Here is a 20,510-nt window from a genome sequence, read left to right as displayed (position 1 = left end):
CTCCCGCGAACCGGTCGCCGCGGCGGACACGCTCCCCTCAACAGATGACGCCGTGCTTCGGGGGCGCTCTGCCGCACCCACGCTGCACGACGTGGCCCGCGAGGCGGGGGTGTCGATGTCGACGGCATCGCGGGTGCTGAACGGCTCGGCGCGAAAGGTGGCGGGCACATACCGCGAGCGTGTCGAGGAGGCGGCTGCACGGCTGGGGTACACAGCGAATCTGTTGGCCCAGGCGACCGCGCGAGGGAGCTCCGCGATCGTCGCCCTCCTCGTCGCGGACATCGCGGATCCGTACTTCGGACTCATTGCGGCCGGTGTGGCGCGCGGAGCGGACGAAGCGGGATTCGTCGTCACGATTGCGGTCACCGACCGAGACGTCGAGCGGGAAGAGCAACTTGTTCGCGCACTGCGGGGCCAGCGGCCTCGGGCACTGATCTTCGCCGCCTCACGCGCGGTGACGGCAACCCCCCGACCCGCCGTCCAGAACGACCTCGACGTCTTTGCTCAGTCCGGAGGGCGGGTCGTCATACTCGGTCCAAGTGCCGGAGAAGCACGATCGGTCCTCATCGACAATGTCGGCGGCGCCGCAGCGCTCGGATCAGAACTCGCCAGCCGCGGATATCGGCGAGCCATCGTGCTCGCCGCCGAGTCAGGTGTCCTCACGTCCGAGGATCGCGTGGCGGGCTTCCGCGAGGGTTTCGTCGGGGCGGGGGGTCGAATCGAGCGTGTGTACCACGACGGCTTCACAAGGGAGTCTGGTGCTCGCTCGATGACCGAGGCGCTCGGCGACGGAGTAGACCCTGGAACCCTCGTCTTCGCCGTCAGCGATGTTCTCGCCATCGGGGCGATGTCCGCGATTCGCGATGCGGGACGCCACATCGGCGCAGACATTGCCCTGTGCGGATTCGACGACATTCCCGCCGGCATGGACGTCACGCCGCGCCTCACCACGGTGAGCGTTCCGCTCGAGGACGTCGGCTACCTTGCATTGCACGCCGCCGTCGCCGATTCGTGGGATGCGAGCAGCATCGCGCTGGCACTGGAAGTTTTGATTCGGGAGAGCACCCCGCTCGTGGCCTCTACCAACCAAGGAGCACCCACATGAACTATGACGGCACACGCGTTCTCCGGTGCGGAATCATCGGAACGGGGGGTGTGGCGCACCTCCACGCGAAGGCCGTCGCCGCTCACCCTGCCGCAATACTGGTGGGAGTCACCGACCTCAGCAGGGAACGAGCAGAGGAGTTCGCATCGGCGTGGGGTGATCCGCCGGTCTACGACACCATCGATGATCTGCTGGGCGCGGCGAAGCTCGACGTGGTGCTGATCTGCACCCCACCCTCAGCTCACCACGCGCAGACCGTTGCCGCGCTCTCGGCGGGCGTCCACGTCGTTGTCGAAAAGCCGCCGGCATCGTCGCTCGACGAACTCGACGGCATGCTCGCGGCAGCGACCGATGCTGACCGGGCACTCGCTGTAGTGTTCCAACAGCGCACCGGCACGGCAGCCGCCCACCTTCGCGAGCTCCTGCAGTCGGGCGCACTCGGACGCCCTCTCGTCGCCACCTGCCAGACCCTCTGGTATCGGGAACAGGCCTACTTCGACGTGCCATGGCGCGGCCGGTGGGAGACCGAAGGCGGGGGCACAACCCTCGGTCACGGCATCCACCAACTGGACCTTCTCGCCTTCCTTCTCGGCGACTGGACCAGCGTGCAGGGAAGATTGTGGAGGCTCGCGCGGGAGACCGAGACCGAAGATGCGTCGACCGCGACGGTGACATTCGCAAATGGAGCAGTTGCGTCCGTGATCAGCAGCGCTGTCTCTCCGCGGGAGGTCAGTTCCATCCGGATCGACACGGAGAAGGCAACGATTACCGTCGAGCACCTCTCCGGCCACGGTCACGACAACTGGTCGATCACACCCGCGCCCGGCGTCGACGAAGCAGAGGCTGCAAGGTGGGCGTTCCCCGATCACGAGGAGCGGAGCGACCACGCCCCGCTCCTGCGAGATGTCTTCGACGCGCTCCTGGATGACCGCGATCTTCCTCCCACCGCCTCCGATCCGGCGCGTTCCTTCGAGATCGTCGCCGCGATCTATGCGTCCGCTGCCGCAGAAGGTGCGCCCGTGACACCGGCCATGCTGGCCGAGCATCCCACGCACCGGCGCGGGTTCGCCAGCCCCGTCGTCGACATGCGACGGGGCTGACGGACTGCGGGTTCCTCTCAGGGGGTCGTGAACTCGACAAACTCCACGCCCGAGGGGGGGAGCGTGATGGTTGTGCCCAATGCTTCGCCGGACAGCACGCTCGATGCGCCGTCGGTCAGCACGACGACTCGGGGCTCGCGCGCCACATTCACGTAGAGGGCGTGCGTGTCATCCGTCCGTCGGGCGATCACGCCTCGCGGCACGGCGACTGACGGATGGATCCCGAGGCGGTCCAGTTCATCGGCGATCACACGGTCCAGGAGTTCGTCGCGGGCCGGCAGCGCGACGTAGATCGCACGTCCGCCGCCGAATGAGTTCGACGTCACCGCCGGGTAGTCCAGATCGAGACCCGAAACCGTCCCGAGCACGTCTGCGCCCCGCAACTGCACCTCGTCGAAGCGGGGCGCGGAGACCACGATCGTCTGCTCGGGGAACGACACATGAACCTCGTCGCCGGTGCGCGCACCGTCGGTGGCCTCGTTGAGGATCGCGGGCTCTTGGAAGGGGCCGAGCCGAATCCCGAAGACGTCGTCGAGGCGATCAGGACGAGTGGACGCGACGATCTGACCATGCGCGTCGAACCACCCCGAGTACGACGTCATGATGACCGTGCCGCCGTTGGCGACGAAGTCGCGGACACGCTCGGCCGTTGCAGGGTCGATGATCGCGACGCCTGGAAGCACCAGCATCCGGTAGTCCAGCTCGCTCCGTGAAACATCGATGATCCGCACATCGATATTGAGCTCCAGGAGCGTTCTGAAGATGCTGTCCAGCTGCTGGTCGTGAGTTTCGGGGAAGGCCGCGCTGGCGAGGTGGCTGGCGAAAGAGAACCCGATCGCAACCTCGGCTCTGGGGAGATAGGGGAAACCGAACTCCTCGATCTGCTGGAACTCGCGTGCGATCTGCTTGTACTCGTCGTACTTGCGATTGGGCTGACCGTCCCAGTCGATCTGCCCTTGGAGGAACCGCTCCTCCCCGGCGTGGTGCGATTGCCACGTCCAGCCGCACATCATCTGATTCCCGAACAGCAGCGACGCATAGGCGGCCTTGCGGACGGCGCCTGTCACTGCCGTCTCTGTCGTCGTCTCCGTCGCCCAGTAAGGGGTCAGGCTTTCGAACTGGATTCGGGCGATCACGGAGAGCGAGTGATAGAGGGTGGCTTTGTTTCGCTGCGAGTTGTGGGGGTATAGGCCGCCGCCTCCACGAGTGATCCGACCCGGATAGGCGATCTGGGCGTAGTCGAAGTACCGCCCGTCGTCTCCTTCGACGAAGTACCACTGGTTGCCGGTGAGCAGTTTGGTGGGCGCGTTGTGTGCAACCGTGTCGATGATCGCGTTGTGGGTGGCGAGGATCTCGTCGGAGACGAAGGTCCTGAAGTCGATCATCCGTTCGTTCGGTGCCTCGTGAAATCCCGAACGCGGGAGATCGATCTCCTCGAAGTCGCTGATGCGTCGTGACCACCGCTGCCCTGCCCATGCGCGGTTGAGGTCGTCGGTCGTGTTGTACTTCGCCCGCAGCCACAAAACGAATCGATCACGCACGCTGGGAGAGTACGAATAGGGGCCAGACCCGGGCTCATTGTCGATCCCGAAGGCCAGCAGAGCACGGTGATCCGCGTAGCGCGCCGACATCGCACCCGCGAACCGCACCGCGTGCTCGACGAACGCCGGATCGCCGGCGTCCTCGAGGTAGCGGCTATTCGCGTACTCCCGCTTGCCATGGATGTTGACGATGTCGATGCTCGGGTGCTTGCGGTGCAGCCACAGCGGTGCCGGCCGGACGGCGATATCCAGAATCACGCCAATGCCCCTGTCCGCGGCGAGATCCATGAACTCGTCGAACCACTCGAAGTGGAACTCTCCATCGCAGGGCTCGTAGCTGTCCCAGGCGAGATGGCCCCCACGGAGCACCCGGAAACCGGCTGCGGCCATCAGATCGAGATCTCTCACCCACTCGTCGCGTGACGAGTCATGCGGATGGTAGTTGGCGCCGACGTAGAGGCGGCCAGTGAACGGGTCGGTGGAGCTGGGGTGCGTCATTGGCGAAGGGGAGCTCTCGAGATTCATGTAGCAGAAAGTCGCCGGACGGCGCGCTCGCCGACCGCGTCGCGTCGCGTCGGGCCAATCTATCCTAGGTGCAAGCATTGTCCTAACGCGCATTCAACCCACCTAGTCAGCACGTGGTCGACGAGAGCCTCTTGATTTCTTCGCCTCAGAGCGAGCCGGTGTGGATCATTCGAGGGTGTTTGACGGGCGAGCCTGCGAAGCGCCAAGCCATGCGAAGGCAAACGCTCTTGTAGTCGCTGGAAGCGTTATCCCCATCGAGTGGCTCCGTCGCCCGCGCCCGCCATGCTGCAGGAGCCGCAAGCATGATCGAAAGTTGCGGTGCCGTCGATCCCATCGAATCGTCCAGGTTCGGGACCCCAAAATGCATGGCGAATCGCTGCTCTGTGAAGACACGATAGAGCGCGACGCTCGCACGGGCGACTACTGACAAGGCTGGGGCCGCGCTGCGATCGCAAGCAGCAGGCGCTCGGCCGCGAGGAACCAATGCCATACACCGCCGCCGCCGATCGCTACGACTCGATGGCCTATGTGCGCTCCGGGCGAAGCGGACTTCGACTTCCGCGGGTCTCGCTGGGTCTCTGGAACAACTTCGGGACGACGCGAGCGTGGGAGACGCAACGCGCACTTGTCACTCACGCGTTCGATCGTGGCGTCACGCACTTCGATCTCGCGAACAACTACGGGCCGCCGCCGGGCGCAGCGGAGAGCGCGTTCGGTCGGATCGTCGAGAGCGACCTGAAGCCTTATCGAGACGAGATCGTCGTGTCGACGAAGGCCGGCTATCAGATGTGGGAGGGCCCCTACGGCGACTGGGGATCGCGGAAGTCGCTGATCGCTTCGCTCGACCAATCGCTGCGGCGGACGGGGTTGGACTACGTCGACATCTTCTACTCGCATCGACCTGATCCCGAGACGCCCATCGAGGAAACCGTAGGAGCCCTGGCGACCGCGGTGCGACAGGGCAAGGCGTTGTACGTAGGCGTCTCCAACTACCGTCCCGAGCAGACGAGGGCTGCCATCTCTGCGTTAAGTGCCGAGAACATCCCCCTGACCATCCACCAACCGCGATACAACATGTTCGACCGCGCCCCCGAGGATGGACTCTTCGACGAGCTCGCTGAGTCCGGTCTTGGATGCATCGTATTCTCGCCCCTCGCAGGGGGTCTGCTTACTGAGCGCTATCTCGAAGGGGTCCCCGCCGACTCTCGCGCGGCCGAGGGGCGGTGGATGAAATCCTCGGACATCGGGGAGGAGTACCTCGCCACCGCACGGGGCCTCACCGAACTCGCCCACAAGCGCGGTCAGACGCTTTCGCAGCTTGCCCTTACGTGGGTGCTCCGGCGACCCGAGGTAACGAGCGCGCTGATCGGCGCATCCAGCATCGACCAACTCGACCAGAACCTCGCAGTGCTCGAAGCGGCGCACATCACTGCGGACGAACTCGCTGCCATCGATGATTTCGGCCGCAGGGGATGAGTTGGACTCAATGGAGGCCTAAAGGCAACAGCCCAGGAAACCCGGGAGGCAGCCGATCCGCTCCGATCCCCACCGCCTGCTGAAGCGAACAAGTGGTATTGGTGTGAGTCACGAAGACCTCCGTGGAGTGGATGTGAGGGTGCTACCCACATCGTCCCGGAGGTCTTCGCCTACCTCAGCCGTTCACAACGTGTCGGGGAAGTACAGCTGATAGGCCGTGAGCTGTGACTGAGAGGACTCTGGAGGAGTCCGTTCAGAAGGAGGGCAGCTCATGGGCATGTTGGAGGTTGCCCTGGATCCGGCGACGGTGGTCGTGGCCGTGGATCCGGGGAAAGTGATGAACCGTGTGTGGGTCAGCGATGGCTCCGGGCTCTTGGAGCCGCCGGTCTCGTTGCCGGTTGCGCGGTCCGGGATCGCGGCGTTGGAGAAGATGCTTGCGGCGCATGGTGGCGAGCAGGTGATCGCGATCGAGGCGACGGGCAGTCTGCATCGCGCCTGGGTCGCGGAGCTTGAGCGCAGTCATCCCGGCTCGCTGCGCTTGTTCGCGCCGTCAGAGACGAAGGCGGCGCGCACTCAGCTGGGCTCGGGGCGGTTCAAGACTGACGATCGCGACTGCGCGGCGCTCACCTATCTGGCTCGCCAGGGCGCAGGACGGCGCGAGGCCGAGGAAGCAGTTGTCGAGGAACTGCGTGCCGCGGTGCGACATCGCCGAGGGCTTGTAGCCGACCGGAAGAAGGCCCAGCAGCGGCTCCACGACCAGCTCAACGCGCTCTGCCCGGGTCTGTCAGCGCCGGCCGACCACGGCCGGTCGTTGCCTGTCGAGACACCGACCGGTCAAGCGGTGCTGGCCTGCGCGGTCGCTTTCTCCGGACGGGCGCCGTCCGCACGCTCGCTGACCGCCAGATCGCCGGGCCGGTTGACGAAGGCCACCGCGCAGTACTGGGCGGACCGGTGGCGGGACTGCCTCCCTCCACCGCCAGACGCGGCTGCGCGGGCTGAACGGCTGGGACGAGACGTAGACCGCTACCGCCACCTGCTCGTCGACATTGCGGCGGTCGAGGGTGAGATCACCGTCCTGCTGGCTCGCACCGCCGGGCAGATCCTGTGCACTCTGCCCGGCGTTGCCGAGAACAGGGCTGCGGCGTTCGCCGCGCATAGTCTGCCGATCGATCGCTTCCCTGACGCTGAGCACCTCTACTCCGCTACCGGGCTCGCGCCCGCGATGTACGAGTCGGCGACCATCCGGCGCCGCGGCCGGATCTCACGACAGGGCCTCGCCGAACATCGTGACGCGCTGATGGGCATCGCCTGGGGCCTGTCGCAGTCCTCGCCAGCCTTCACCGAGCGGAACGCCGAGCTGCGCGCCCGTGGCATGGCGCCGATCCAGGCCCGCGTCGCCCTCGCACGTAACGCCTGCCGCCTGATCTACCGGATGCTCGTAACCCAGCAACCCTTCGACGAGGAAGCGTATCGTCGGGGAAGGCTCAGTCGCGGACGGTGACGGCCACGGTAGCTATGCCGCTCGACGGCGCAACCTAGCTTGCCGCCCGTCCGCGCTGGGCCGCCTTCAACGGCGCACACGAAAGCCTGCCGACCACGGCGCCTGATCAGCCTGCCGACCATCGGCGGCCCGAGCCGGACCCCTCCGAACCCCACCCGTCGCGAACCTCAGCCGAGGCCAGTCCGCGCGCTCGGCCGATACCGCACGCCCACCGTCACTCTTGACTGCCCGCGCGAAAGCTAGCCGCCGACGAGGCTGATGACCAATCGGACGGAGAGGGCGAGAACCGAGGCCAGCCCGACCAGGCCGAGGACGTTCTGCCACCACTTGTTGCGCAGGGCGCCCATGAGCTTCTTGTTGTTGGCCATGATGATGATCAGCACCGCGAGGATGGGCGCGAACAGCACCGTGAGAGCCTGGGCGATGATGATGAGTTGCACCGGCGATGAGCCGGAGAAGATCATCGTCACGACGATCCCGAAGGCCAGGATGAACGCGCTGCCCAGGCGTGCCGTGATCGTTTCCGCGGTCGCGCCGCGACCCAGCGCGTCGGAGAGCATGGTGCCGCCGGCGATGCAGTTCGGGATCATCGACGAGAACGCGGCGCCGAAGAATCCGAGCGCGAAGATCCATGCGCCGACGGGTCCGGCGACGGGTGCGAAGATCGCTGCGAGTCCGCCGAACGCGCCGGGGGCGTCGGTGCGGGTGGCGTTCAGGACGGCGGCCGCGACGATGATGACGAGCGCGGTCATGATGCCCGGGGCGATGATGCCGGGCACCGTGTCGACGATCGTGATGTCGCGGTACTCGGCCTCGGTGCGCTTGCGGGCTTTGGTGCCGTAGGAGGTGTAGAAGGCGGCGTTGATGGAGAAGTTCGTGCCGACGAGGCCGATGATGAGGAGCCAGGCGCCGTCGGGAACGACCGGGATGAGGCCCGCGCCGGCGGCGGCCCAGTCGGGGTTGGCGGCGAATGCCGAGACGATGAAGCAGAACGCCATGGGGGCGACGATGGCGATGAGGATCTTCTCGACGACGCCGTAGATGCCCTTGAGCAGCAGGATGGCGGCGACGGCGACGGTGCAGATGACGGTCCACATCACCGGGGATGTGCCGGGGATGAGCATGGCGAGGCCCACACCTGAGCCGACGGCGTTGCCGACGGAGAAGCACAGTGTGATCAGGAATACTCCGATGCCCGCGACCACGCCGACCCATCCGCCGAGAGTCTGCTTGATCGATGAGACGAGCGAGACGGGGGTGCGGATGCCGAGCCGCACGCTCATGTCGGTGAGGAAGATCATCAGGATCGTGGAGACGATGATGACCCAGATGAGGGCATAGCCGTAGTTCGCGCCGGCGTTCATCGCCGTGGTGAGGTTGCCGGGGCCGAACTGCCATGCGCCGGCGACGAAGGCCGGCCCGATCAGCGCGAGCCGCCTCCAGAACGTGCGGCGGGGTGTGGACTGGACGATGGTTCTCACTGTCTCGGTAGAGATGCGCCCGTGTCCAGTGCCGGGCGTCGCCGGCGGACGGGTCGTGGGTGTGCGGTTGCTGCTCATGGCTTCTCCCTCGTTGGAGCCGGCGTGGCCGGTGAGTCTTCGTTGACTTCGTGTCCGCCGGCGTGGCCGGCGGTGGGCTTGGGGCGGTGCTTCAGCAGACCGGGCACCGCCCCAAGCGATCGTGTTAGACCGGGACGGCGACGTTGCTGAGCTCGGCCGAGGCGAACGCGGCCGCGATCTCGGCGTCGGCGCCGGCCGGCAGCGGGAGCAGCGGCTCGCGAACGGTGGCGTGCTCGAGGATGCCGCGGTTGACCAGGCCCCACTTGAGCGCGACGGTGCCCTCCATGTGCGAGCCGCGGTGGTACACGGCCTTCGTGACGGGGAGCAGACGCTCGTGGATGGCGTGCGCAGCCTCGTAGTCCTTCGCCTTGCCCGCCGCGATGAGGTCGACCAGCAGCTCCGGGGCGATGTTGCCGTAGCCGACGAGGAGCCCGTCCACGTCGAACATCGTGGGCAGCAGGTACTCGTCGTGGCACGACAAGACCTGCAGGTCCGGGTACGCGGCGCGCAGCGCCGGGATCTCGGTGTACCAGCGGCGCATGTTGCGGACACCGTTCTTGGTGTGGTTGACGCCCTCCTGACCTGCGATCTCGAGCTGGGTGTCGAGGTCGTACGAGGCCTTGGTGTTGTCGGGGTATTGGAAGAGGATCTCTTCGAGCCCCGACTCCTCCCAGATCGCGCGGTAACGGGTCTGCGGCGCACCGGGCTGGAAGCCGAACCGCAGCCACCCGTGGGAAGGGTAGACCAGCGCGCCGTTCGCGCCGGCGTTCGCCGCATCCTTTGCTTCGAGCGCCGCCGTGAGGTTGCCCTCCTTGGTGATGCCCGCGATGATCGGCAGCCGGTCCTCGACGGAGTCGCGGAAGGCGCGGATCACATCGAGCTGCTCCTGCTCGGTGAGGAAGGTGCCTTCGCCGGCGTGGCCGAGAACCACGAGGCTCTTGACGCCCTCGATCGACCCCAGCCACGAGCCGAGCCGCTGGATGGCCGCGTAGTCGACCGCACCGTCTTCGGTGAACGGCGTGACGGGGGCGGGGTTCAGTCCACGAAGATCGAGAACCATTTTTCTCTCCTTTATCTCCTCATTGAGGGTTCCAGTGTCGCGGGATCGTTCCCGGGAACGTTTGCAAGAACGTTTGCAAGTATGCGGATGACGCGAGAGAATGTCAACACCCTGATGAGAGAGGACGCTGCGCTGATGACGACAGACGGACCCGCCGAACGCCGTCCCGCAGTAACGCTTCGCGAAGTGGCCGACGAGGCCGGGGTGAGCATCTCGACCGTGAGCCGCATCCTGGATGAGCGCGCGACGCCCTCTCGATCGGCGACAGCCGAACGGGTGCGGACGGTGGCAGAGCGGCTGGGGTACCGCCGCAACGTCTTCGCCGCCAACCTGAGGCGGGGCGCGACCGCGACCATCGGCGTTCTCGTGCCGCGGTTGACGGACGCGGTCATGGCGCTGATGTTCGAGGCGATCGAGCGCGGCGCGCGCCGGCAGGGATACTTCGCCGTCGTCGCCACCTGCGGCGACGACGCCGATGAAGAGCGTCGAGCGACCGAGACCCTCCTCGATCGCGGCGTCGACGGTCTCGTCCTGGCAACAGCCCGACTCGACGACTCCCTTCCCGCCTCACTGCGCGAACGCGGAGTTCCGCACGTGCTCGTGCTGCGCACCGACGGCGTGAGCCCCTCGTCGCTCGGCGACGACGAGACCGGCGGCTACCTCGCCGTGCGCCACCTCCTCGATCTCGGCCACCGCGACATCGCCGTCGTCACCGGCCCATCATTCACCTCGAGCGGTCAGGACCGCCTGCGCGGCGCCAAGAACGCCCTCACCGAGGCCGGTCTCGAGCTGCCGGACGACCGCGTCGTCATCACCGGCTACGGCATCGATCACGGCAGCCAGGCCGGCTACACCCTGCTCCGTGCCGACACCCGCCCCACAGCCGTGTTCGCTGCGAACGACAATCTCGCCGTCGGCATCATCGGCGCCGCGCTCAACCTCGGGCTCGAACCTGGCATCGACCTGTCGATCGTCGGCTACAACGACATCCCGCTCGCGTCCCGTCTCCCGACTCCCCTCACCTCAGTGGCAACGCCGTTCGATCAGATCGCCACGACCGCCCTGGACCTGCTCTTCGCACAGCAACCGGCCGGCGCCCCGATCCGACGCGCCCTGCCCACGCTGATTCCGCGCGCCTCCACCGGCCGTGCGCAGCGTGCCGTGGCAGCCTCCTGATCCTGAGGGACTGCGCCAGATCACCGATCTGACCGGTGCTCACGCCCAGGAGACAGCCGGTGGCGACGACGGTCCTCGACGCTGCCTCCGCGCGCCGACGCCGCCGAGCAGTCATGAAGTGTCTGAGATGTCCGGATACAGAACTGTCACCGATGTCCTGAGACATCACAGGATGGGTGGGTGGGTGTGCCCACATTTTGCCCACGGTCGATTCAGAACACCACCGGTCGAGTAGGGGCGATGGTGCGACAAATCCGCGGAATCCCGCGGCTGGCGGGCCGAGGTGGATCGACAGTAAACCCCTGGTCAGTCCTCATAATCGTGAGGTCGCGGGTTCAAGCCCCGCTCCTGCTACAGATGAAAACCCCCGGATCGCCGGGGGTTTTGTCATTGGTCGGTGGGTTGCGCGCCGGGGTCGGCATGCGCACATCCTCGAGAACGTCGACGACGGCACCGCGTTCTTCGGTGTGAACCCCGTCGCCCGCGATGCACGTCGACGAACGGTCCTTCCTCAACGGCGGCGAATCGATCGCGTGTGCGCCCGAGATCTCGACGTGCACCCTCCGCGCCGTCATCCTTGTTGCGATGACCGTTTCGAAGGGATGGACCTTCCATGGCGAAGTTGCATGACCCGGACAGTGCTCCAGAGGTGGGCGCCCCTGATTGGATCCAGCACCGCGGGCTGGTGGCCTGGGTGCAGCAAATGGCCGACCTGTGCACGCCGAAGGACATCTACTGGTGCGATGGCTCGGACGCCGAGTATGACGCACTGTGCGGTCAACTGGTGGAGAGCGGCGCCTTCATCCGGCTGAACCCCGAGAAGCGGCCGCGCAGCTTTCTCGCCCGCAGCGATGCGAGCGACGTCGCACGTGTGGAGGAGCGGACCTTCATCTGCGCGCGCAGCGAGGAGGATGCCGGTCCGACGAACAATTGGATGGATCCGCGGGAGATGATGAGGACCCTCCGCGGCCTGTTCGCGGGGTCGATGGCGGGCCGCACGATGTATGTAGTGCCGTTCAGCATGGGGCCTCTGGGCTCGCCGATCGCGCAGCTGGGTGTGCAGATCACGGACTCCCCGTACGCCGTCGTGAGCATGCGGATCATGACGCGCATGGGGCGCGCGGCGGCTGACGTGCTCGGGGCGGATGGGGAGTTCGTTCCGTGCATGCACAGCGTTGGCGCGCCGCTGGCAGACGGTGAGCAGGATGTCGCGTGGCCATGCAATCCGACCGAGAAGTACATCGTGCACTTCACGGAGACCCGGGAGATCTGGTCGTACGGATCCGGGTACGGCGGCAACGCTCTGCTGGGGAAGAAGTGTCTCGCGCTGCGGATCGCGTCGACGGTGGCGCGCGACGACGGGTGGCTCGCCGAGCACATGCTGATCCTCGGTGTCACCGACCCGGAGGGCGAGAAGACGTACGTTGCGGCAGCGTTCCCGAGCGCGTGCGGCAAGACGAACTTCGCGATGCTGGTGCCGCCGTCGGCGTTCGCGGACAAGGGGTGGAAGGTGACGACGGTCGGCGACGACATCGCCTGGATCAAGCCGGGGGAGAATGGCCAGCTGATGGCGATCAACCCCGAGGCGGGATATTTCGGGGTCGCCCCGGGGACGTCGTACGCGACCAACCCGAACGCGATGGAGTCGATCCGTTCGGACACCATCTTCACCAACGTGGCACTGACCGACGACGGCGACGTGTGGTGGGAGGGCATGGACGGGCCCCCGCCTGCGCACGCGATCGACTGGGAGGGGAACGACTGGACGCCCGAGTCGGGGACGAAGGCGGCGCACCCGAACTCCCGGTTCACGTCGCCCGCGACGCTGAATCCGGCGCTGGACGAGTCGTGGGATGACCCTGCCGGGGTGCCGATCCGTGCGTTCGTGTTCGGCGGCCGCCGCGCCGGCACGATCCCGCTGGTGGCGCAGAGCTTCAACTGGGCGTTCGGGGTGTACATGGCCGCGACGATGGGCTCCGAGACCACCGCCGCCGCATTCGGTCAGCAGGGCGTCGTGCGCCGAGACCCCTTCGCGATGCTCCCGTTCGCCGGCTACCACATGGGCGACTACATCAACCATTGGCTGGCGCTGGGGCGCAGCATCCGCAATCCTCCACGCATCTTCCAGGTGAACTGGTTCCGCCGCGGCGAGGACGGGAAGTTCCTCTGGCCGGGCTTCGGCGAGAACATGCGGATCCTGCAGTGGATCGTCGCGCGCTCCCGCGGCCGGGCGCTCGCCATCGAGAGCCCGCTCGGCTGGGTGCCGGGGTACGAGGACCTCACGTGGGACGGCCTGGACTTCTCCGAAGAGCAGTTCTTCGAGTGCATGGCGATCAACCGCCGAGACTGGACGTCCGAGCTGCTCGACCAGGAGGAGCTGTTCATGAAGCTCTACACCCGGCTGCCCAAGGAGATGGAGATGATCCGCTCCCTCACCACCAGCGCCCTGTGGCGCTCGCCGAAGAAGTGGGAGATGAACTCCGACCCCACCTGATCGTATGTGACCGGCGTCCCAGTGTGCTTGCGGATGGCGGCGATCAGGGAATCCGCCTCGCTCGGCTCGCGCACGGGCTGCGCGTGGGCGATGAAGCGCGATTTGCTGATCACAAACTCATGTTCCGCGGGCGCGCCTATCGTCGCGGGGTAACGCGAGGAGGAGGTCATCGCGATCGAGCTTAGGTCTGTCGGACTTCGCGTGAAGCGGATCACGCTATCTGCATGGTGCGCGGGTGAGCGCTTCCGTGTGGACTGGGGAACCAATCTGCAGCTCGTTCGCGAAGGGGAGACCGGCGTTGGATGGACCTGAGCTTCTCCGGCGGTTCTGCATCGGCGACCCCGCCCTTGCCGACGATTCCGGCGAACTGTGGTCGCGATGTCTCGATCACCGCTCTGATCGCGATGTCCGCACCGGATGTGTCGGTGCGGACCGCGGTCGACGATGCGCTCTCCGCGGGGGTTGCGGCCGAGGAGATCATCGCCGTGGTGGATGGGCTGGTCTCCGTCGTCGGCCTGCCGAGGGCGGTGGCTGCGGCCCCGCGCATCGCCTCCGCGCTCGGCTACACCGACGACCTGCAGGACGACCGCTGAGGCGGCGGGCAGCGGTCGGCCGCCTATCCACCGAGGAGCCCGACCGTGACAGCGCGCTCGACCGCGCCGCCTCTCGTCGTCACTCCGAGCTTGCGGTAGATCGAGCTGAGCTGGGAACTCACGGTGTTGCGCGAGACGTAGAGGCGCTGGCCGATCTCGGCGATCGTCAGGTGCGTCTGCAGGTAGGGCAGCAGGCGGAGTTCCGCCGGCGTCAGCGGGATCGTCCCCCGGGTGTCCGGTTCAGCGGACAGCGCCGCCCGGAACTCCTCGATCTGCGTCGAGACGACCCCGACGTTGGGCCTTCGGCGCAGCAGCAGGTCACACTCCGCCAGGAGATGGAACGCCGCCGAGCGGTCGCCGAGCGCGACGTGAGCCTTCGCCAGCTGCAGGCGCACACGCAGCGAGAGGAAGGGGAGCAGATGCGTGCATCCCACTCGCGCCCGCATGGCCCGGGTGAGGAGCCGCTCGCCTCGCTCGCGCTCGCCGCCGTGCACCGCCACCCGAGCGGCGACCGCCAGTGCGAATGCTGTCGTCGGGTATCCCTCCAAGTGGTTCGCATCGATCGCGTCGACACCGCGCTGTGAATGGGCGGCCGCGGTGGCCCAGTGTCCGTTCTCGATCGCGATCAGCGCCAGCTCGGGTTCACTCAGGATCACGGTGTCCGGCGCGGTCACGATCAGCGCCACCTCGATCGCTTCCGCGAACGCATCCGCCGCAGCATCCGAGTCTCCGCGCAGAACCATCGCCGACCCCCAGAGGTGCAGCGCCTGAGCCCGCCACGGGCTCGTCAGGGGCTCGTGCTCGATGGCGTACGCGGCGTCGGTGACGAGCTGCTCATGCCCGTGCCTGCACATCGCCGCGCGCACCATGGACCGCGCCGATTCGAACAGCACCCGATCGTCGTCGGGAAACGGACCCGTGTCGATTCGGTCGAGTTCCGCCGACCACTTCTCGCCCTCCGCCACCTCGCCGAGGAGTACGGCGGCCCACGTCCTGAGGACCACGAGGGTGGGGTTGGCCAGGAGTACGGCGGAACCCAGCTCTTCGAACCAGCGCCGCACCGTCGTGATCTGGCCCTGCTCGTACATCGCGAGTGCGATCTCGGTGACAAGCGCGGCCGCGCGTGCGGATTTCCCGGCCCGGAGCAGGTGTTCGACGGCCGTTGCCGGAGCCCCCTGCTCCTCGTGCCATTGCGCCGCCCGCAGGTGCAGCGCGGAAGCCGCATCGGCGCCTTCGCAGCGCTCGAGCTCCCCGAGGAGGTACTCGCGGAACAGGGCGTGGAACCGGAACCAGCTCCGGGTCCTGTCCATCGGGACGAGGAACAGGTTCGCCGCCTCGAGATCGCCGAGTCGGCGTCGTGCATCCCCGATCTGCAGCACGGCGTTGCACGCTTCCGGTGAGATCTGATCGAGGACGGCACTGCGACGAAGGAAGAGCTGCGTCGCCTCGGGAAGGCGCTCGATGCATTCGCGGTAGAGGTAGTCCGCGACGTACCGTTCATCGCCGGTGATGCTCGTGGCGTCGCCGCCCGTTCGTGCGACGAGCGCGCACAGGTACAGGCCGGTCGGCCAGCCTTCGCACTTCGCGACGATGCCGGCGAGGTCCGTCTCGGCGATGTCGGCGACTCCTGCCGCGTCGAAAACCGTACGGGCGCCGGCGGCGTCCAGGCTCAGATCTTCGGAGGACACCTCCCAGACGACTCCTTGCGCGCGGAGTCGCGCGAGAACGGGCGGCTCCTGGCGGCCCGCGAGGACGACCTGCGAGCCGGCCGGCACCCTCGCGAGGAGGACTTCCAGCGCGTCCTGGCAGGCCGGTGAGCCGATCAGATGCAGGTCGTCGAGGAAGAGGACGAAATCGTTCGGCGCGGAGGCGAGCACCGCGGCGAGGAGGGGCGCCGATCGTCCGAGGGCCCCGGAGCCTACGCCCCGCATCTCATCGACGACGTCCTCGGCGATCGGTGAGAAGCTCGAGCACGCGGATGCGACGACCGGCAGCAGGCTCGCGGGATCGTCGTCGGTGCGCTCCAGCGACACCCAGGCCACCGCGCGGGATTCCGACGCCGCCCACTCCGCGAGCATGGTGGACTTGCCGTATCCGGCAGGAGCGGCGACCGAGACGATACGTGCGTCGCTCGTTCGGGCGCGCTCGATCTGACGACGTCTGCTGACAGCATTGGTCCGCCAGGGTGGAACCTGGGTCTTGCTCTCGAGCAGCACCGCCTGCAGATCGCGTCCCCCCAGGACCGCGTCTCGGAGCGTGTCCGGCACGGTCCGCATCATATTGGGGCGGAGAGCCCATCACAAACGCTCCGTCGCGCGCGGCGCCGGCCTCGATCAGGCCGGAACTCCGCGACGGATCGAGGACGGATGCTGCGCCTATGACTGCGCGCGCGAGCCACCGCGTCGTGCCGCCAGGTACTCGGCGGGCATGCCGGGTCCGATCTTGATCGCGACCTCTTCCGCCGGCACGGCGCCGCAGGCGTCGCAGGTGGCCGTGGAGTGGACGGCGTTGTCGCAGACCGCGTGGCGGTAGAGGATCGGGGGATCGATCGGTGACGCCCACTCGTCGCCCCACTCCGTCAGTGCGATCAGCGAAACAGCCAGCGCCCGGCCCTTCGGCGTGAGAACGTAGTCGGCTGCGGCGTCCCGCTCCATGATGCCGGCCGAGACGAAGGAGTCCAGGCGCGAGGTGAGGACGTTCGTCGCGATGCCGAGGTTGTGCTGGAAGTCGCCGAACCGCGTCACGCGCGCGAACAGGGCGTCGCGGATGATGAGCAGGCTCCAACGCTCCCCGACCATCTCGAGGGAGCGTGCGATCGAGCACACCTGCGTGTCATACGTCTTGCCGAGCATGGGTCGAATCTATCACTTGCGTGATGCAAGTCGTGGAGCTAGGGTCGCTTGCATCACGCAAGTCATCGACCCGAACGGGTCGCGAGCGAAGGAGCAGGAGCATGACCGCGAGCTTCACCACGACGATCGCCGTCGACGCCTCGGCGCAGGACGCATTCGATGCGATCAACGACGTCGCAGGATGGTGGGGACGGACCACCGGTTCGACCACCGAGGTGGGCGGAGAGTTCGTCTACGTCGTCCCGGGCCTGCACTACAGCGGATTCCGTGTCACCGAGTTGGAGCCCGGCCGCCGCGTGACGTGGCTGGTCACCGGCAGTCATCTCGACTTCGTCGACGACAAGCAGGAGTGGAACGGCACGACTGTCCGGTTCGACATCGTCGAGGAAGACGGCCGCACGCGCGTGGTGTTCACGCACGACGGGCTCACTGCCGACGATGACTGCTACGACATCTGCACGAACGCGTGGGGGATGTTCGTGAACGGCAGCCTCAAGGCGCGCATCGAAACGGGCGAGGGTGCGCCATACGTGTTCGGTGGCGATGAGGAACTGACCACCGATGACCACGCGGAGCTGCACAGCCAGGTCGCCGCGGCGGCTGCGGCGCGCGATGGGCGGTAGCCGGACCGGCCATGTCGGCGGTGCCGCCTAGAGTGCGGCCATGCCGGAGCGCGTGGAACTGTGGTGGGCGAGGCGCCAGTTCTCCAAGGGCGTCGACGTGCCCTACCCCGTGGGCACCTACCGGTCGGAGTGGGCGGCGTATCCCGCGCTGATCCGGCAGTACCACCCGGATCTGAACGCGGGCATCACTCTCACCCAGGTTCCGCCCGCGGCTGATGTGCTGCTGCTGTGGCAGTGCGAGGCCGGGCACACGTTCGTCGCCACCCCGTCGGAGCAGCGCGAGCGTCCCGGCCGCGAACGGCGCCGCTCGGCCTGGTGTCCGGAGTGTTCGGCGCTGGCGAACCCGCCGCGCATCTCGACACGGATGCCGGCGGCCGAGCGCGCGCCGCGCCGCAAGCCGCCGCGCACGCTGTGTGCGAAGACCCCGGATCTTGCGGTGGGCGAGCCGTTCGTGAGCGTGTGCGCGCCGAAGCCGGCGTCGGCCGTCGAGGCGCGGATGCGTGCCGATGTCTTCGCGACGCTGGCCGTCACCCCGGGGTTCACCGCGATCCGGACGACGCGGCCCTTCTTCGACCACCTCGAGGTGTGGCCCGACATCCTGCTCCCGGAGCTGCGGATCGCGCTCGAGTACGACACCGTCGGCAGGCACGGGCTGGAGCACGTCGGCAAGCGCGAGGACGCGGACCGGCGCAAGGATCGGGCCGTTCGCGCGGCGGGGTGGGAAGTGGTCCGCGTGCGCACCGGGAAGCTGGAGCCGATCGGTCCGCACGACATCGTGATGTCGGCGTGGACCACGCGCGGGAGCGCGCTGCTCGTCGACACGCTGCGCAGCATCCGTGGGGCGCTCCTCGTGGATGCGTACCTGAGGTGAGTCCGCGCGTGCGGCGAGCGCGTGATGCTCCTATTGGTTGTCAAGCCGTGAGGAGCCATTTGCGGTAGGTGGTGGCGAAGTCGTCGTCGCGTCGTTTTCCGCGTTCGATGGTGGAGATCTTCATGGGCCAGACGCTGAAGTGTTGGGCGGCGGTCTCGAGGCTGATGCCGCGTTGCTGGCGGAGAGGGCGGAGATCGTCGAAGGCTGGGATCTCGACGTCTTGGGTGAGCAGGGTGAAGATCTCCCGAGCGACGGTGCGTTTCAGACAGCGGATGATCTCCCGCGTTGAGCGGCCCTCGGCGCGTTTCTTGGCGACGTAGTCTCGGGTGCGTTGTTCGTAGCTCATCCTGACCAGCACGATCCGGTGCAGGGCAGCATTCGCTTGCCGGTCACCGCCCCGGTTCAGGCGGTGGCGGGTGGTCTTCCCGCTGGACGCGGGGATCGGGCTGACTCCGCAGAGCGCGGCGAACGCGGCTTCCCCGTGGAGCCGTTCCGGGTTGTCTCCGGCCGTCACGAGCAGTTGCGCGGCGGTGACCGGGCCGACGCCCTTCGCGGCAGCGAGGGCCGGGTTCTGCTGCCTGGTGAGGTGTTCGAGGAGGGACTCGAGGTCGGTGATCTCGTCGGTGAGCTGCTGGTGTCTGCGGGCGAGGGACCGGAGCGTGCGGGCGACGATCGTCGTCACATCGACGGCATCGGCCGGGCCGGTGGCGGCGAGGGTGCTGATCAGGGATTTATCGGTCCGGCCCCGATACTTCTGGCGGATCTTCTCGGGAGCGGTCACCAACAGGGTCTTGATCTGCACTTGCGCGGCGGTGCGGGCCTTGACAGCGCTGCGGCGGGCGACCAGGACGTGTCGGATCGCTTCGACCTGACCATCCGCGGTCTTCGGCACGGGCAGATCGGTCTCGGCCAGCGCGGTCGCGGCAGCGGCGTACGCGTCGATCGGGTCGGACTTGCCCCGCATCCGCCGGGTCTGCCGGTTCGGGCGGATCACCTCACTGACCAGGATGCCGTGATCACGCAGAACACGGGCCAGGCCGGCCCCGTACGAACCGGTGCCTTCGACACCAACCCGCAGCAGCACACCGAACGACACGATGAACGCGATCAGCGCGAGATAGCCGGCCTCAGTCGCCGGGAACTGACGATCGCCCAGTCTCCGCCCGGCGCTGTCGACGACGGCGGCATGATGCGTATCGGCGTGCGTGTCGACTCCGGCGATGACTTCCACCGCAGGTGTTGTCATGATGGTTCTGCCCTTCTCTAGTCGGATCGGCAACCGACCGGGCGGGCAGACAGGACGTTGATGGGGGCCTGTTCGCCCAGGCTCCTATGAAGTCATGTCCGCCTGGTCGGCGACCTCAGAAGCCCCGCCCGTGTCGACGGATCACTTTGAAGGCACCAGGGCCAGTCGGAGGCTGAGTCAGACGCTCGGCGGGGCGCTACCAGTCTCAACGTCGGAGGTCGTCGTTACGGTGGTGGGCGGAGGGGACATGAAAACGAAGAGACTCGCCCGCACCGCGTCGCGCCTGCCGCGACGGGGCCACGTTCTGGTGACCGTGTCGGTGGTCGACGAGAACGGATTCACGTCCCAGTACGAGACCGTCGAGGTGCCGGTCGGGGCGCTTCGCGACGGTGTCGCCGCGATCCATCTCGCCGCGGTGGATGCCGGCGCCGACGCCGACAACCGCTCCGCTTAGTCCGAACGCATCCACTGTTGCGCCCGGGCTTTTTGCAGCCTACTATCGAACATAGATTCGATGAAGGAGGACATCATGCGGATGGTGGCACGTGAGGATGTTCAAGTCTGGTGCGAGCAGGGGCGGCCGGTGCGCCTCGTCATCGATCACGAGCGATGGCGCATCATCGACACCCCGACCCGCAGCGACGGCGGCCGGCTGTTCCAGAGCTGGCGGTTCACGGCGCGCAGCGACGTCGACCATCGCACCCGCGTCATGGACGTCGAAGAGGTCGATGGTCATTGGATGCTCGTCGCCGCGTGGGAATGAGAAGAAAGCCGCCCGATGGGCGGCT

At 67.2% G+C, this 20,510-nt stretch carries 17 protein-coding genes and 1 pseudogene; 11 read left to right on the top strand and 7 right to left on the bottom strand.

Going from position 1 to position 20,510, the window contains the following annotated elements; all coding sequences use genetic code 11:
- Positions 1–91 precede the first annotated feature (91 nt).
- Together ACVN90_RS15530 and ACVN90_RS15525 are read left to right on the top strand one after the other, a co-directional pair.
- Entirely contained in the window at positions 92–1,105 is a 1,014-nt protein-coding gene (locus ACVN90_RS15530) for a LacI family DNA-binding transcriptional regulator (RefSeq protein WP_475099111.1), read from the top strand.
- A complete protein-coding gene (locus tag ACVN90_RS15525) occupies positions 1,012–2,205 on the top strand; it encodes a Gfo/Idh/MocA family protein (protein ID WP_475099110.1) in 1,194 nt (397 codons plus the stop codon). Before ACVN90_RS15530 ends, ACVN90_RS15525 begins: the two co-directional genes overlap by 94 nt.
- Before the next feature lie 17 nt (positions 2,206–2,222).
- On the opposite strand, the gene ACVN90_RS15520 is transcribed toward ACVN90_RS15525, so the two are convergent.
- Positions 2,223–4,244 (bottom strand): beta-galactosidase, encoded by a 2,022-nt coding sequence (locus ACVN90_RS15520; RefSeq protein ID WP_475099109.1) that lies wholly within the window; start codon positions 4,242–4,244, stop codon positions 2,223–2,225.
- 510 nt (positions 4,245–4,754) lie between these two features.
- On the opposite strand from ACVN90_RS15520, the gene ACVN90_RS15515 reads away from it, so the two are divergent.
- Both ACVN90_RS15515 and ACVN90_RS15510 read left to right on the top strand, forming a co-directional pair.
- Positions 4,755–5,747 (top strand): aldo/keto reductase, encoded by a 993-nt coding sequence (locus ACVN90_RS15515; protein WP_475099108.1) that lies wholly within the window; start codon positions 4,755–4,757, stop codon positions 5,745–5,747.
- Between the two features lie 271 nt (positions 5,748–6,018).
- Positions 6,019–7,248: an IS110 family RNA-guided transposase gene (locus tag ACVN90_RS15510; RefSeq protein WP_475099107.1), complete on the top strand. Its 1,230-nt coding sequence runs from the start codon at positions 6,019–6,021 to the stop codon at positions 7,246–7,248.
- A 239-nt stretch (positions 7,249–7,487) separates the two neighbouring features.
- On the opposite strand, the gene ACVN90_RS15505 is transcribed toward ACVN90_RS15510, so the two are convergent.
- Entirely contained in the window at positions 7,488–8,807 is a 1,320-nt protein-coding gene (locus tag ACVN90_RS15505) for an Nramp family divalent metal transporter (RefSeq protein WP_475099106.1), read from the bottom strand.
- Positions 8,808–8,931: 124 nt separating this feature from the next.
- Positions 8,932–9,867, bottom strand: coding sequence for a dihydrodipicolinate synthase family protein (locus tag ACVN90_RS15500; protein WP_475099105.1), 936 nt, complete (start codon positions 9,865–9,867; stop codon positions 8,932–8,934).
- A 135-nt stretch (positions 9,868–10,002) separates the two neighbouring features.
- Here ACVN90_RS15500 and ACVN90_RS15495 point away from each other — a divergent pair, with 135 nt between their 5' ends.
- Positions 10,003–11,043 carry a LacI family DNA-binding transcriptional regulator gene (locus ACVN90_RS15495; protein ID WP_475099104.1) on the top strand — a complete coding sequence of 347 codons (1,041 nt, stop codon included), beginning with the start codon at positions 10,003–10,005 and terminating at the stop codon, positions 11,041–11,043.
- Positions 11,044–11,378: 335 nt separating this feature from the next.
- Here ACVN90_RS15495 and ACVN90_RS15490 read toward each other — a convergent pair whose 3' ends face one another.
- On the bottom strand, positions 11,379–11,603 hold the full coding sequence (locus ACVN90_RS15490) for a hypothetical protein (RefSeq protein ID WP_475099103.1): 225 nt from the start codon (positions 11,601–11,603) through the stop codon (positions 11,379–11,381).
- Between the two features lie 53 nt (positions 11,604–11,656).
- Between ACVN90_RS15490 and ACVN90_RS15485 the strand changes: the two genes are divergently transcribed.
- Together ACVN90_RS15485 and ACVN90_RS15480 are read left to right on the top strand one after the other, a co-directional pair.
- Positions 11,657–13,537 (top strand): phosphoenolpyruvate carboxykinase (GTP), encoded by a 1,881-nt coding sequence (locus tag ACVN90_RS15485; protein WP_475099102.1) that lies wholly within the window; start codon positions 11,657–11,659, stop codon positions 13,535–13,537.
- Between the two features lie 302 nt (positions 13,538–13,839).
- Positions 13,840–14,130 (top strand): carboxymuconolactone decarboxylase family protein, encoded by a 291-nt coding sequence (locus tag ACVN90_RS15480; protein ID WP_475099101.1) that lies wholly within the window; start codon positions 13,840–13,842, stop codon positions 14,128–14,130.
- Between the two features lie 23 nt (positions 14,131–14,153).
- Here ACVN90_RS15480 and ACVN90_RS15475 read toward each other — a convergent pair whose 3' ends face one another.
- Both ACVN90_RS15475 and ACVN90_RS15470 read right to left on the bottom strand, forming a co-directional pair.
- Positions 14,154–16,397, bottom strand: coding sequence for a winged helix-turn-helix domain-containing protein (locus ACVN90_RS15475; RefSeq protein ID WP_475099100.1), 2,244 nt, complete (start codon positions 16,395–16,397; stop codon positions 14,154–14,156).
- Positions 16,398–16,505: 108 nt separating this feature from the next.
- Positions 16,506–16,982 (bottom strand): winged helix-turn-helix transcriptional regulator, encoded by a 477-nt coding sequence (locus ACVN90_RS15470; RefSeq protein WP_475099099.1) that lies wholly within the window; start codon positions 16,980–16,982, stop codon positions 16,506–16,508.
- A gap of 101 nt (positions 16,983–17,083) precedes the next feature.
- Here ACVN90_RS15470 and ACVN90_RS15465 point away from each other — a divergent pair, with 101 nt between their 5' ends.
- The gene (locus ACVN90_RS15465) at positions 17,084–17,605 is read left to right on the top strand and encodes an SRPBCC family protein (RefSeq protein ID WP_475099098.1); all 522 of its coding nucleotides are present in this window, start codon (positions 17,084–17,086) and stop codon (positions 17,603–17,605) included.
- A gap of 40 nt (positions 17,606–17,645) precedes the next feature.
- Positions 17,646–18,476, top strand: a complete 831-nt coding sequence (locus tag ACVN90_RS15460; RefSeq protein WP_475099097.1) for a zinc-ribbon domain-containing protein — start codon at positions 17,646–17,648, stop codon at positions 18,474–18,476.
- Between the two features lie 220 nt (positions 18,477–18,696).
- On the opposite strand, the pseudogene ACVN90_RS15455 reads toward ACVN90_RS15460, so the two are convergent.
- Positions 18,697–19,722 (bottom strand): annotated as a pseudogene (locus tag ACVN90_RS15455) (IS110 family RNA-guided transposase); the annotation flags it as partial.
- Between the two features lie 247 nt (positions 19,723–19,969).
- Between ACVN90_RS15455 and ACVN90_RS15450 the strand changes: the two are divergent.
- The gene (locus ACVN90_RS15450; RefSeq protein WP_475099096.1) at positions 19,970–20,176 is read left to right on the top strand and encodes a hypothetical protein; all 207 of its coding nucleotides are present in this window, start codon (positions 19,970–19,972) and stop codon (positions 20,174–20,176) included.
- 60 nt (positions 20,177–20,236) lie between these two features.
- The gene (locus ACVN90_RS15445; protein ID WP_475099095.1) at positions 20,237–20,485 is read left to right on the top strand and encodes a hypothetical protein; all 249 of its coding nucleotides are present in this window, start codon (positions 20,237–20,239) and stop codon (positions 20,483–20,485) included.
- Positions 20,486–20,510 lie beyond the last annotated feature (25 nt).

This window comes from Microbacterium sp. F01 (assembly GCF_056156365.1).
Note: the sequence above shows the minus strand (reverse complement) of the source record. Positions and strands in the feature narration are given on the sequence as shown.

Excerpts from the sequence above, each read along its gene's own strand:
- ACVN90_RS15520 (WP_475099109.1), bottom strand. The coding sequence starts at position 4,244 with ATGACGCACCCCAGCTCCACCGACCCGTTCACTGGCCGCCTCTACGTC.
- ACVN90_RS15515 (WP_475099108.1), top strand. The coding sequence starts at position 4,755 with ATGCCATACACCGCCGCCGCCGATCGCTACGACTCGATGGCCTATGTG.
- ACVN90_RS15510 (WP_475099107.1), top strand. The coding sequence starts at position 6,019 with ATGGGCATGTTGGAGGTTGCCCTGGATCCGGCGACGGTGGTCGTGGCC.
- ACVN90_RS15505 (WP_475099106.1), bottom strand. The coding sequence starts at position 8,807 with ATGAGCAGCAACCGCACACCCACGACCCGTCCGCCGGCGACGCCCGGC.
- ACVN90_RS15500 (WP_475099105.1), bottom strand. The coding sequence starts at position 9,867 with ATGGTTCTCGATCTTCGTGGACTGAACCCCGCCCCCGTCACGCCGTTC.
- ACVN90_RS15495 (WP_475099104.1), top strand. The coding sequence starts at position 10,003 with ATGACGACAGACGGACCCGCCGAACGCCGTCCCGCAGTAACGCTTCGC.
- ACVN90_RS15485 (WP_475099102.1), top strand. The coding sequence starts at position 11,657 with ATGGCGAAGTTGCATGACCCGGACAGTGCTCCAGAGGTGGGCGCCCCT.
- ACVN90_RS15480 (WP_475099101.1), top strand. The coding sequence starts at position 13,840 with ATGGACCTGAGCTTCTCCGGCGGTTCTGCATCGGCGACCCCGCCCTTG.
- ACVN90_RS15470 (WP_475099099.1), bottom strand. The coding sequence starts at position 16,982 with ATGCTCGGCAAGACGTATGACACGCAGGTGTGCTCGATCGCACGCTCC.
- ACVN90_RS15465 (WP_475099098.1), top strand. The coding sequence starts at position 17,084 with ATGACCGCGAGCTTCACCACGACGATCGCCGTCGACGCCTCGGCGCAG.
- ACVN90_RS15460 (WP_475099097.1), top strand. The coding sequence starts at position 17,646 with ATGCCGGAGCGCGTGGAACTGTGGTGGGCGAGGCGCCAGTTCTCCAAG.
- ACVN90_RS15450 (WP_475099096.1), top strand. The coding sequence starts at position 19,970 with ATGAAAACGAAGAGACTCGCCCGCACCGCGTCGCGCCTGCCGCGACGG.
- ACVN90_RS15445 (WP_475099095.1), top strand. The coding sequence starts at position 20,237 with ATGAAGGAGGACATCATGCGGATGGTGGCACGTGAGGATGTTCAAGTC.